Source organism: Pseudomonas sp. GW821-FHT09D08, assembly GCF_059416305.1.
In genome coordinates, this window is record NZ_JBWKOX010000004.1 from 219,349 (window position 1) to 231,681 (window position 12,333).

12 protein-coding genes are annotated in these 12,333 nt (G+C 60.3%); 6 read left to right on the plus strand and 6 right to left on the minus strand.

Annotation, left to right across the window (positions count from 1 at the left end; all coding sequences use genetic code 11):
* Positions 1 to 7: 7 nt before the first annotated feature.
* Together AC07OP_RS09980 and aspA are read right to left on the minus strand one after the other, a co-directional pair.
* Positions 8 to 1,453, minus strand: a complete 1,446-nt coding sequence (locus tag AC07OP_RS09980) for an alanine/glycine:cation symporter family protein (RefSeq protein ID WP_065937955.1) — start codon at positions 1,451 to 1,453, stop codon at positions 8 to 10.
* 391 nt (positions 1,454 to 1,844) lie between these two features.
* On the minus strand, positions 1,845 to 3,269 hold the full coding sequence (gene aspA, locus AC07OP_RS09985; protein ID WP_025854459.1) for an aspartate ammonia-lyase: 1,425 nt from the start codon (positions 3,267 to 3,269) through the stop codon (positions 1,845 to 1,847).
* A gap of 182 nt (positions 3,270 to 3,451) precedes the next feature.
* Here aspA and AC07OP_RS09990 point away from each other — a divergent pair, with 182 nt between their 5' ends.
* From AC07OP_RS09990 to AC07OP_RS10010, 5 genes are all read left to right on the plus strand, one after another.
* Positions 3,452 to 4,360: a LysR substrate-binding domain-containing protein gene (locus AC07OP_RS09990; protein ID WP_065926753.1), complete on the plus strand. Its 909-nt coding sequence runs from the start codon at positions 3,452 to 3,454 to the stop codon at positions 4,358 to 4,360.
* Between the two features lie 308 nt (positions 4,361 to 4,668).
* Complete coding sequence (gene purE / locus AC07OP_RS09995; RefSeq protein ID WP_003176980.1) at positions 4,669 to 5,160, plus strand: 5-(carboxyamino)imidazole ribonucleotide mutase; 492 nt, start codon at positions 4,669 to 4,671, stop codon at positions 5,158 to 5,160.
* Between the two features lie 11 nt (positions 5,161 to 5,171).
* Positions 5,172 to 6,257: a 5-(carboxyamino)imidazole ribonucleotide synthase gene (locus tag AC07OP_RS10000; protein ID WP_027608240.1), complete on the plus strand. Its 1,086-nt coding sequence runs from the start codon at positions 5,172 to 5,174 to the stop codon at positions 6,255 to 6,257.
* Between the two features lie 105 nt (positions 6,258 to 6,362).
* The gene (locus AC07OP_RS10005) at positions 6,363 to 6,608 is read left to right on the plus strand and encodes a GlsB/YeaQ/YmgE family stress response membrane protein (RefSeq protein ID WP_016978642.1); all 246 of its coding nucleotides are present in this window, start codon (positions 6,363 to 6,365) and stop codon (positions 6,606 to 6,608) included.
* 77 nt (positions 6,609 to 6,685) lie between these two features.
* Positions 6,686 to 7,222: a DUF3299 domain-containing protein gene (locus tag AC07OP_RS10010; RefSeq protein ID WP_065937956.1), complete on the plus strand. Its 537-nt coding sequence runs from the start codon at positions 6,686 to 6,688 to the stop codon at positions 7,220 to 7,222.
* A gap of 120 nt (positions 7,223 to 7,342) precedes the next feature.
* On the opposite strand, the gene AC07OP_RS10015 is transcribed toward AC07OP_RS10010, so the two are convergent.
* Positions 7,343 to 8,242: a D-hexose-6-phosphate mutarotase gene (locus AC07OP_RS10015; RefSeq protein WP_115485446.1), complete on the minus strand. Its 900-nt coding sequence runs from the start codon at positions 8,240 to 8,242 to the stop codon at positions 7,343 to 7,345.
* Between the two features lie 57 nt (positions 8,243 to 8,299).
* The gene (locus AC07OP_RS10020; RefSeq protein WP_003176975.1) at positions 8,300 to 8,704 is read right to left on the minus strand and encodes an acyl-CoA thioesterase; all 405 of its coding nucleotides are present in this window, start codon (positions 8,702 to 8,704) and stop codon (positions 8,300 to 8,302) included.
* 408 nt (positions 8,705 to 9,112) lie between these two features.
* Between AC07OP_RS10020 and AC07OP_RS10025 the strand changes: the two genes are divergently transcribed.
* Positions 9,113 to 10,402, plus strand: a complete 1,290-nt coding sequence (locus tag AC07OP_RS10025) for an MFS transporter (RefSeq protein WP_027608244.1) — start codon at positions 9,113 to 9,115, stop codon at positions 10,400 to 10,402.
* Between the two features lie 104 nt (positions 10,403 to 10,506).
* On the opposite strand, the gene AC07OP_RS10030 is transcribed toward AC07OP_RS10025, so the two are convergent.
* Together AC07OP_RS10030 and AC07OP_RS10035 are read right to left on the minus strand one after the other, a co-directional pair.
* Positions 10,507 to 10,998: a PIN domain-containing protein gene (locus AC07OP_RS10030; protein WP_495100799.1), complete on the minus strand. Its 492-nt coding sequence runs from the start codon at positions 10,996 to 10,998 to the stop codon at positions 10,507 to 10,509.
* On the minus strand, positions 10,995 to 12,053 hold the full coding sequence (locus AC07OP_RS10035; protein ID WP_495100800.1) for a helix-turn-helix domain-containing protein: 1,059 nt from the start codon (positions 12,051 to 12,053) through the stop codon (positions 10,995 to 10,997). Before AC07OP_RS10035 ends, AC07OP_RS10030 begins: the two co-directional genes overlap by 4 nt.
* Between the last annotated feature and the right edge of the window lie 280 nt (positions 12,054 to 12,333).

Sequence of the window (12,333 nt, forward strand, 5' to 3'; positions counted from 1 at the left end):
TCTACGCTCAGCGTTGCACTTGAGCGTTCAGTTCTGCCGATGCGGCAACGTCCGGTTTTGCCGGGTTGGCCGGCCAGGCCTTGCGGTCCAGGTCCAGGTCTGGGAACTGGCTGGAGTCGAACACCGGGGTCTTGATGCCTGCCGCGCGCTGGTTGTCGTAGTCGTTCAGGATGCGCATGGCGATCTTGAACAGGAACGCCAGGGCGAACAGGTTGACGAAGGCCAGCATGGTCATGGTGATGTCGGCGAAGGCGAACACGGTGCTCAGGTTCTCGATCGAACCCCAGAAAATCAGCACCAGCACCAGCGCGCGATAACCCATCAGCACCTTGCGGTTGTTGCCCACCAGGAAGCGCAGGTTGCTCTCGCCCAGGTAGTAGTTGTACATGATCGAGGTAAACACGAACAACGCCAGGGCCACCGAGATAAACATGCGGCCCCAGTCACCCACCACAGCGGCCAGGGAGTTCTGGGTCAGGGCAATGCCGTCGCCTTCGAAGCCTGGGGTGTAGAAACCGGAGAGCAGGATCAGCAGCGCGGTGCAGGTGCAGATCACGAAGGTGTCGAGGAACACGCTGAACGCCTGGACAACGCCTTGGGCGATCGGGTGTTCTACCGAAGCGACGGCCGCTACGTTGGGCGCACTGCCCAGGCCGGCTTCGTTGGCGAACACGCCGCGTTTCACACCCATGATGATTGCGCTGCCCACCAGGCCGCCGAAGGCTTGGTCGAGGCCGAAGGCGCTTTTGACGATGGTCGCGAGCATGGCCGGTACGTGGTCGAATTGCAGCACGATCACATACAGGGTCACGGCGATGTAGACCAGGGTCTTGACCGGTACCAGCAGGTCGGCGATCGAGGCGATGCGCTTGATCCCGCCGATGAACACCAGGCCCAGCAATACCGCCAGGGCCAGGCCGGTGTAGGTGGTGTCCAGGCCAAACGCGTTGTTCAGCGAGTGGGTCACGGCGTGGGCTTGCAGGCCGTTGAAGGCAAAGCCGAAGGTCACCAGCAGCAGGAACGCCATGACCATCCCCAGCCAGCGCTTGTGCAGGCCGTGCTGGATGTAATAGGCCGGGCCGCCACGGTAGGTGCCTTCCGCGTCAGTGCGCTTGTACAACTGGCCGAGGGAGCACTCGATAAAGCTCGAAGACATGCCCACCAGCGCGGTGACCCACATCCAGAACACGGCACCCGGGCCGCCCAGGGTCACGGCAATGCCGACACCCGCGATGTTACCGGCACCGACACGCCCGGCCAGGCTGAGCATCAGCGCCTGGAACGAGCTGAGTTGGTCGGAGCTGTTTTTCAGGCTGTCGCGAAACACCGAAAACATGTGGAAAAAGTGACGCAATTGAACGAAACGCGAGCGGATCGTGAAATAACCGCCGAGCCCGACAATGAGCACGATCAGTACTTTCCCTGAGAGGAAGTCGTTGATGACTTCGAGCATGGAGTGTTCCTCGCTGATTTTTCTAATGGCAAACGCAGGACGGTCCTACCCCTCGCATAGCACCAGGCAGTGCGCGACGGTTCGACCCCAATCCTTTTGCGGGTGTTGTTATTCATGCGCTATCGCGTGTATCCGGGCTCGTTACCGACGGCCGCAGACGCGAAGAGGGGCGGCACTATACCTAGGCGAACGTGATCCGTCTGCTCGGGCTGATTAAAGGTTTCAGCCAAGCTGTTACAGGCAAGGAGGGTTTGCAGGGCGATATTGGATTTTTTATGGGCGTCATTTCACAACCTTGAGGCAAAAAAAAGGGCCTGAAGAACGAGCCTTCAGGCCCTCAAAAGGTGAGAGGTGTCTAGTCCCTCAACCTGGTGAGCGGTGCAACAAACGCTTAGGCCTTCAACGGGACCAGGCGTGGGGCAATCATGTTTTCGGGGCGCAGGATGTCGTCGAGCATGGCGTCGTCGAGCAAGCCTTCTTCGCGCACCAGTTCCAGCACGCCGCGGCCGCTTTCGAGGGCGATACGCGCAATGCGGGTGGCGTTTTCATAGCCGATGTACGGGTTCAGCGCGGTGACCAGGCCGATGGAGTGTTCCACCAGTTCGCGGCAGCGGGCTTCGTTGGCGGTGATGCCGACGATGCAGTGCTCGCGCAGCATGTCCATGGCGCGTTGCAGCAGGCGGATCGAGTCGAAGATCTTGAAGGCGATCAGCGGCTCCATCACGTTCAGTTGCAGCTGGCCGCCTTCGGCCGCCATGGTCAGGGCCAGGTCGTTGCCGATGACTTGGAACGCGACCTGGTTGACCGCTTCCGGGATCACCGGGTTGACCTTGCCGGGCATGATCGAGCTGCCTGGCTGGCGCGCCGGCAGGTTGATCTCGTTGATGCCGGTACGTGGGCCGCTGGACAGCAGGCGCAGGTCGTTGCAGATCTTCGACAGTTTCACGGCGGTACGCTTGAGCATGCCGGAGAACAGCACGAAGGCGCCCATGTCGGAGGTGGCTTCGATCAGGTCGGCAGCCGGGACCACTGGCTGGCCGCTGATAACGGCCAGGCGTTGTACGGCCAGGGCCTGGTAGCGTGGGTCGGCGTTGATGCCGGTGCCGATGGCGGTACCGCCCAGGTTCACTTCGGTGAGCAGCTCTGGCGCCAGGGTTTTCAGGCGGGCCAGGTCTTCACCGAGGGTAGTGGCGAACGCACGGAATTCCTGGCCGAGGGTCATCGGCACGGCGTCTTGCAATTGGGTGCGGCCCATTTTCAGCACGTGGCTGAATTCGACGCCCTTGGCGGCGAATGCCTGGATCAGGCTGTCGAGACTGGCCAGCAGCGCGTCGTGGCCCAACAGCAGGCCCAGGCGGATCGCGGTCGGGTAGGCGTCGTTGGTCGACTGCGCCATGTTCACGTCGTTGTTGGGGTGCAGGTACTGGTATTCGCCCTTGTTGTGGCCCATGGCCTCCAACGCGATGTTGGCGATGACTTCGTTGGCATTCATGTTGGTTGAAGTGCCGGCGCCGCCTTGAATCATGTCCACCACGAACTCTTCGTGGAAATCGCCGCGGATCAGGCGGGCACAGGCTTCGCTGATGGCAGCGTGCTTGGCTTCGCTGAGCTGGCCCAACTCGCGGTTGGCGTCAGCCGCCGCTTGCTTGACCATTGCCAGGCCGACCACCAATTTCGGGTAATGCGAAATCGGAACGCCCGAGAGGCGGAAGTTATTCACCGCTCGCAGGGTCTGGATGCCGTAATACGCTTGGGCAGGTACTTCGAGTACGCCAAGCAGGTCTTTTTCTGTGCGGAATGATGCAGCGGAGGACATGACGGAAATCATCTCGATATGGACCCGGAACAGGCCGGAACGCTGCGAATGCTAGGCCTGTAGGAAATTTTGGGCCAATGCTGTTAAACACTGGCCTATGCATAAACGGCATAATGTGAGTGTGACCCGGCTATCATGGCGGGCGTGTGTGCCAAAATGGTGCGTATCCGTGGGAGGCAGTGATGAACCTTGAGAGCAAATGGCTGGAAGACTTCAGCGCCCTGGCGGCGACTCGCAGCTTTTCCCAGGCGGCGGAGCGGCGCTTTGTCACCCAGCCGGCGTTCAGCCGACGTATCCGCAGCCTTGAGGCCGCATTGGGCCTGACCCTGGTCAACCGCTCGCGCACGCCGGTTGAGCTGACGGCGGCGGGGCAGTTGTTCCTGGTCACCGCGCGTACCGTGGTCGAGCAGCTCGGCGAAGTGCTGCGCCATTTGCATCACCTGGAAGGCGGGCAGGGCGAAGTCATGCAAGTGGCCGCTGCCCACTCCCTGGCGTTGGGTTTCTTCCCGCGCTGGATCGCACAACTGCGCAACGACGGCCTGAACATCGCCACACGACTGGTGGCCACCAACGTCGGCGATGCGGTGCATGCCCTGCGTGAAGGCGGCTGCGACCTGATGCTGGCGTTCTACGACCCGGATGCGGCGATGCAAATGGACGCCGAAATCTTCCCCTCACTGCACCTGGGCAACACCGAAATGCTCCCGGTATGCGCGGCCGACGCCGACGGCAAGCCGCTGTTCGACCTCGAAGGAGAGGGCAGTGTGCCGCTGCTGGCCTACAGCGCCGGGGCGTTCCTCGGCCGTTCCGTGCACCTGTTGCTGCGCCAGCGCGCGCTGCGCTTTACCACGGTGTACGAAACCGCCATGGCCGACAGCCTCAAAAGCATGGCCCTGGAAGGCCTGGGCATCGCCTGGGTGCCGCAACTGAGCGTGCGTGCCGAACTGGCCCGCGGTGAATTGGTGGTCTGCGGCGGGCCGCAATGGCACGTGCCGCTGGAAATTCGTCTGTATCGCTGCGCGCTGGTGCGCAAGGCGAATGTGCGGTTGTTGTGGCGCAAGTTGGAAGGTGGCGCGGCGCAAAGTACCTGAATGCGATCCCTGTAGGAGTGAGCTTGCTCGCGAAAAACCTGAGAGCGCCGTATCCATTCAGAACGCCCGCGTCATCGTTGGCGATCTTCGCGAGCAAGCTCGCTCCTACAGGGTCAATAAAACCGCCACTTTGCCCCGCTAGACAGATGGTCATTCCAGGGGCTGTTTATCTGGATTATTACGGTATACTGCGCGGCCTTCGGCCGGTCCAACCGGCCACATTTCGTACAACAAGCCACGCCGGATTTCCCGCGTGGCTTGTTGTTTTTTGACGCGCCTGCGGGCGCCCAGAGAGAAGAGGCACGACGATGAGTGCATTGGTTGGCGTGATCATGGGCTCCAAGTCCGATTGGTCCACCCTTAGCCACACCGCCGATATGCTGGAAAAACTCGGCATTCCGTATGAAGTGAAAGTGGTCTCTGCCCACCGCACCCCGGATTTGCTGTTCCAGTATGCCGATGAAGCAGAATCCCGTGGCATCGAGGTGATCATTGCCGGTGCCGGTGGTGCCGCACACCTGCCGGGCATGTGTGCGGCCAAGACCCACCTGCCGGTGCTTGGCGTACCGGTGCAGTCGGCAATGCTCTCGGGCGTGGATTCGCTGTTGTCCATCGTGCAGATGCCGGCCGGTATCCCGGTGGCCACCCTGGCGATCGGCAAGGCCGGTGCCATCAACGCCGCCTTGCTGTCCGCCAGTATCCTGGGCGCCAAGCACCCGCAGTTCCACGCGGTGCTGAAGAAATTCCGTGCCGAGCAGACAGACAGCGTGCTGGACAATCCAGACCCACGTATCGCCTGAGGGTGTTGACGATGAAAATCGGTGTAATCGGTGGCGGCCAACTGGGCCGTATGCTGGCCTTGGCGGGCACCCCGCTGGGGATGAACTTCGCTTTCCTGGATCCGGCGCCGGACGCCTGTGCGGCAGCCTTGGGTGAACACCTGCGCGCTGACTACAGCGACCCGGACCACCTGCGCCAACTGGCCGACGAAGTCGATTTGGTGACGTTCGAGTTTGAAAGCGTACCGGCCGAAACCGTGGCCTTCCTGTCGCAGTTCGTACCGGTGTACCCGAGCGCCGAAGCCTTGCGCATTGCCCGTGACCGCTGGTTCGAGAAAAGCATGTTCAAGGACCTGGGCATTCCGACCCCAGCCTTCGCCGATATCCAGTCCCAGGCGGACCTGGACGCCGCCGTCGCCAGCATCGGCCTGCCGGCCGTGCTGAAAACCCGCACCCTGGGCTACGACGGCAAGGGCCAGAAAGTCCTGCGCACCGCCGCCGATGTGGTCGGCACTTTCGCCGAACTGGGCAGCGTGGCCTGCTTGCTTGAAGGCTTCGTGCCGTTCACCGGCGAAGTCTCGTTGATCGCCGTACGCGCCCGGGATGGTGAGACCCGCTTCTACCCGTTGGTGCACAACACCCACGACAGCGGCATCCTCAAGCTGTCCGTGGCCAGCACCGATCACCCGTTGCAGGCCCTGGCCGAAGACTATTCCAGCCGCGTGCTCAAGCAGCTGGATTACGTCGGTGTGATGGCGTTCGAGTTCTTTGAAGTCGACGGCGGCCTCAAGGCCAACGAAATCGCCCCGCGTGTGCATAACTCCGGGCACTGGACAACCGAAGGCGCCGAGTGCAGCCAGTTCGAAAACCACCTGCGCGCTGTCGCGGGCTTGCCATTGGGCTCCACGGCCAAGGTCGGTGAGAGCGCGATGCTCAACTTTATCGGCGTGGTACCGCCGGTGGAGCGCGTGATCGCCATCGAAGACTGCCACCTGCATCACTACGGCAAGGCCTTCAAGGCCGGGCGCAAGGTCGGCCACGCCAACCTGCGCTGCAAGGACCGCGCAACGCTGCAAGCGCAGATCCTCAAGGTCGAAGCGCTGATCGCCGAGCAATAACCCGGGGATCGGCGGGAACCATTCGGTTATCGCCGTCCTCTGATTGCAGGATGCCAAAGCCTGTCTAGGCTTTGGCATAGCTCACTTCATTCAGAGGGAAATGCCATGGGTATCATCGGAACCATCTTTATCGGCTTGATCGTCGGCCTGCTGGCGCGTTTCCTCAAGCCCGGCGACGACAGCATGGGCTGGATCATGACCATCCTGCTGGGTATCGCCGGCTCCCTGGCCGCGACCTACGGTGGCCAGGCGCTGGGCATCTACCAGGCGGGTCAAGGCGCAGGCTTTATCGGCGCACTGGTCGGCGCAATCATCCTGCTGGTGATCTACGGCCTGATCAAAAAGAAGTAATCAGCCGACAAAGTCCTCTGCGCTGCGCAGGCGCAGAGGGCTAGAATGCTCGCCACTTGTACTTGCCGAGCCTTTCCATGCGCCGTCTCCTGTTGACTCTCCTTCTGCTGGGCTCTGGCCTGGCCCACGCCGGCGAACTGCCGGAAACCGACTGGCTCGACCTGATGCCGCTGTCGGACCAGAAGGCCCTCGAGGCCATGCCCGAGATTGATCACAACTCCCCCGAAGCCCAAGGCACGTTCACCGACAAAGGTGGCCTGAAGCAGAGCAAAGGCTTGCCGGCGGTGATGTATTCGACCAAGACCGTGGCCGCCATGAATGGCAAGAACATCCGGATCGGCGGCTACCCGGTGCCTCTGGAAACCGACGCCAAAGGCCGCAGTACCCTGTTCTTCCTGGTGCCCTACCCGGGCGCCTGCATCCACGTGCCGCCACCGCCGCCTAACCAGTTGGTGCTGGTGCGTTATCCCAAGGGTTTGAAACTGGATGATATCTACACGCCGCTGTGGGTGACCGGCACGTTGAAGGTGGAGACGGTGAACAACGATTTGGCCGACGCCGCCTACGCGCTGGATGCGGGCAAGGTGCGGGTGGTAAAGGAATCCGATCTATAAGCTTACGCTGAACCCAATGTGGGAGGGGGCTTGCCCCCGATAGCAGGGTGCCAGTAACTGTCTTTGGTGTCTGATTCACCGCTATCGGGGGCAAGCCCCCTCCCACATTTGGAACTCCATCTACCGGGTAACACCGGTGATGCTCACACCCAGCGTGTGGCTTTCACCCGGCGCCAGCGTCACCACATCATCCAGCACATTCGCCGTCTCGATGCACAGCATGCCCTGCCAGCCATCATCGGCCATGTCGTCGAAAGCCTTGGCGCGTTCGGTCCAGGGGTTCCAGATCACGGTGGATTTCGAGCCTTGGCTGGTGAGCTGGATGCGACGCTGCCAGTCCTGATCGAGGATGCTTAGCGACGGGGGCGTATCGAGGTAGATGCGGTCGGTCTCGGCAGTGAAGTGCAGCAGGCCGGACTGGGTTTTCTCGCTCCAGCCATCGGCGGTATCGATGTACGCCGAGCCGTCCAGGCCTTCGACCTGCACGTTGCGTACGTCGCTCACGGCGAAGTAGGTGTGCAGCGCCTGGCTGAGCGTGACTGTGTCGTCGCCACGGTTGTGGCTGGTCAGGCGGATGTGCAGTTGGTCGTCCAGCAGCAGGCTCAGGCTCAGGTCGACCTGATGGGGCCAGCCGGGGAAGCCGCCTGCAGGAACCGGTAGCTTCAGGTCCACCCGCAGCGCTTCACCTTCAAGGGAGGTGCCGGCCAATGCCCAGGTCGCGGTACGCACGAAACCGTGAGCGCCCGCAGGCTGATCACTTTGGCGCATCGCCTTTACGCTGGGCGGGTTGCGGTCGAACACCCCAAACCAGGGCCAGCACACCGGGACGCCGGTACGAATGCCCTTGCCCTTCTTGAACACCGCCTCAGGATTCGGCCAGATCAGCGGCTGCTCGCCTTCGCGGCCGTAACTGAAGATATGCGCGCCCTGCTGGGCGATCATCAGCTCGGCGCCGTTATGGCGGATGCGCCAGCAGTCCAGTTCGTCGACTTTCACGGTCTCAACGTGGGGCGTAGGCATAGCAGGCACTCTCAATGGCAGGCAATGGGGCAATTGACCGTCAAAACCCCGCGAGGTTTAACGCGCGCGCGATGGCACCGAGCGTGTGCGGCCGCTGCCATCGATAGCGACAAATACAAACACCGCCTCGGTGACCTTGCGCCATTCGCTGGACAGCGGGTCGTCGCTCCACACTTCGACCATCATCTGGATCGAGCTGCGGCCGATTTCCAGGGCCTGGGTATAGAAGGACAGTTGCGCGCCCACTGCCACCGGCACCAGGAACGCCATGCGGTCAATGGCCACGGTGGCCACACGCCCGCCTGCGACCTTGCTGGCCATGGCGGTACCGGCGAGGTCCATCTGCGCGACCAGCCAGCCGCCGAAGATATCGCCAAAACCGTTGGTTTCACGCGGGAGCGCGGTGATTTGCAGGGCGAGATCGCCTTGCGGGATAGGATCTTCTTGTTCGAGTTCGATCATGCCGGGGGGCCTCTGACCCGTGACGCTTTTATAGGTGGAGCAAGGTGGATAGCCGACTATTAGAAAAACGTTTCAGCACAAACATACTCCGTTCGATACGTTTCTCGTAAGGCGTACTAAAGGGAAACTCTGCCAAATCGGCTGGATGGCACCCAACGACGTTTTGGCGCAGCAGCCCCTCAAGCCTGGGGTTCTTGCGCTTGCAAGGGCCGAGTATATCGAGACCCTGGCGCCACGACGACCTCCCGGCGCTCATTTGGTCGGTAAATAGCTGCTGTATCGCGGCTTTTGCGCGCAACTGTTCTCCTGGCGCTGTGCTTTTACAAGCGATTTGCTATCTTGCCAGACCGCCGCTGGTCCCGGGCGTGTCGTCCTTACCAAGCTGACTACTATAAGAGAAGCCTTGCCATGTCCTCCGTGCCTGCAAGCAGTGCGCAACCGTCGCGCCCGCTGACCCGCAACGACTACAAAACCCTGTCGCTGTCTGCCTTGGGCGGGGCGCTGGAGTTTTATGACTTCATCATTTTCGTGTTTTTCGCCACCGTGGTCGGAAAACTGTTCTTCCCTGTCGATATGCCCGAATGGCTGCGCATGATGCAGACCTTCGGCATCTTCGCCGCCGGTTACCTGGCACGCCCGCTGGGCGGCATCATCATGGCGCACTTCGGTGACCTGCTGGGCCGCAAGAAAATGTTCACCCTGAGCATCTTCATGATGGCCGTGCCGACCCTGATCATGGGCCTGCTGCCGACCTACGCGCAGATCGGCCTGTGGGCACCGGTCCTGTTGCTGTTGATGCGCATCATCCAGGGCGCAGCGATTGGCGGTGAAGTCCCCGGCGCCTGGGTGTTCGTCTCCGAGCACGTACCGCCGCGCCATATCGGCTACGCCTGCGGCACCCTGACCAGCGGCCTGACCGCCGGGATCCTGCTGGGCTCGCTGGTGGCCACTGCCATCAACACTATTTACAGCCCGGAGCAGGTCTCGGATTACGCCTGGCGCATTCCGTTCCTGCTCGGTGGCGTGTTCGGCCTGCTGTCGGTGTACCTGCGCCGCTGGTTGCATGAAACGCCGATCTTCGCCGAGATGCAGCAACGCAAGACCTTGGCCGCCGAGCTGCCATTGCGTGCCGTATTACGTGACCACCGCGGTGCCATCGTGTTGTCGATGCTGCTGACCTGGCTGCTGTCGGCCGGCGTCGTGGTGGTCATCCTGATGACCCCGACCGTGCTGCAGACCATCTACCACTTCAGCCCGACTGTTGCGCTGCAGGCCAATAGCCTGGCCATCGTGACGTTGAGCCTTGGCTGCATTGCCTCCGGCGCCCTGGCTGACCGTTTTGGTGCCGGGCGTGTACTGGTAAGCGGTTGCGCATTGCTGCTGGCGACTTCCTGGACGCTGTACCACAGCCTCATGACCCACCCGGACTGGCTGTTCCCGCTGTACGCCTTGACCGGCCTGTTCGTCGGCACCATTGGCGTGGTGCCTTACGTGATGGTGAAAGCCTTCCCGCCCGTGGTGCGCTTCAGTGGTCTGTCGTTTTCCTACAACGTGGCCTACGCCGTGTTCGGCGGGCTGACGCCGCTGGCGGTGTCGCTGCTGATGAAGGAAAGCCCGATGGGCCCGGCTTACTACGTGGCTGTCCTGTGTGTGATGGGGATGGTGGTGGGTGGGTATCTGTGGAAGCGCGGACGGTAATATCAGTTCAGGAGCAGGCTGTAGAGGCTGAATTTTCTACTTTGCCAGATGGACAGGGTAATTTTTATAAGTGCTGGATGGATATTCAATATCCGAGTTGAGTTTCATATGACTTTCCAGCCAGAGATCCGTATTTGACATTCTGATGCTGGCAAGCGGGCGCCGCCTGCCAGCATCCGTTCGAGTGCCGTTGCTGCGCCAATAGCATTGAGTACTCGATGTTCGACCATGAGGTCGAGTAGCCAAAGTGCGCCGTGTACCTGCAGTCCATCTCGAATTGCCTGGCGACGTAGCTTCCCATCGCCAGTGAGTAAGGGTCTTCCGGTTGTTTGTGCCAGCAGGTAGCAAGAAACGTCGGCCAAGGAACTGTTGTTGTGTTCGACCTTAAGTCCTAAGAGTTTTTGCACGCCTCCCTCATCAAATGATTCGACAACCAGCCCTTGGGCGAGCAGTTCCTCATGAGGGAAATCCTCAAGCTCATGCATGACGAAATCGGTGCAGCAGAGGGTAAATGGCAGCCTGAACATATGCTCCAGCAATCCAGCGTTCCTGAAATCAATCCAGATGTTGGTATCGCTGATATAGATCAGGCTCATGCACTCTCCAGTGAGCCTAGAAAATTGGGGTCTAGAGCCCTCACAGGACGCCGCAGTAACTCGGCCGCTCGTGATTGGGTGATAAGGCTTTCCGCTAACCCCCAGAAAACGAGTGACTCAAAGCGCTGAGGTGGTTTGCAAGGTAACGGCTCAGGTTCTGCTTTGCGCCAGCCATTGCTACTGAATTGAATGGTCAGGGACTTGTAGCCGCTTTCCCCTAACAGTTTGAGGTCCTTCAATCGACGGAGCGCCGCATGCATTGAGAGCCCATATTGGCGCTTAGCAATCAGTAGTTCTCTAGGGTGGACACGGGAGCGTTGGTGATTCCCAAAATCTCCGGTAACGCTTTTAGAGGGATAAAGGAACGCTCCTGCGAAGCGGTGACAGCAGTTTTCTTTATCGCGCTCGGGCATATCATCAGGCAATTTCATCACCCAGTGACCCAATTCATGAGCAGCGGTGAAGCGAATACGTTCACCTGCTCTCTGAGCATTTAAAGCGATCAACACATGTTCGCCGTCATGGGTGGCTGCGCAAGCGCCATCGAAATCGTCCGGCCCATCCAGCATCACCACTTTAATGCCGTGCTCTTCCAACTGTTCAGTCAGATGAGCAATAGGATCTTCACCTATATCCCAATACTTACGGAGCTCATCCGCCGCTCGTTCCGCTTCCTCTATGGAGGAGACCGGGAGCATTTGGGCTGGGGTTTCGGCAGTCTTGATATCTTGTGGATCGAAACACTCCTCAAGGGATATATAGCGTTCCAGGTGCTCTCGAATCTGTTCCTCCACCTGGACCTGACGATATTTAGGCATCTTCGCAAGCTTGCGGAACTCCAACGGTGCGAGTGGCAGTGCCTGAGTACGAAAAAAATACTCGGGGCTTACCTCCAGTGCTTTTGCCAACTGCAGAAGGCGCTGAGAGTTTGGGGTGCTCAACCCTTTTTCATATTTGCTCAGGCCTTGCTTGGTTATGTCGCCGAGACGCAGTGCCAGTGCTTCCAGCGACATGCCACGCAATAACCTTGCGCGGCGAATTCGGTCATTGATCATGTGAGGTCTCCTTAGGTTGACAAGACTATTCTTTGCTTTTGTTTTGTCAACCTGAGGCGCGCCGTGAAGGGGTCAGGTTTTAACTGCAGTCCCGACCGCTGAATTTGCAGCGGCGCGGGGAGGTTAGTAAGGCTGGTTCCGAGCCACAACCCTAAATAGCTGTGGGAAATCTCCGATCAGCAATTGCAGAGAGTTTTTAAACCAGAGCCTCATTACGTTCATATCGCCGCTCCAGCCTGTATTTCCAACCGTTTTCTTCTTAACTGCGAATGCTCGCCCA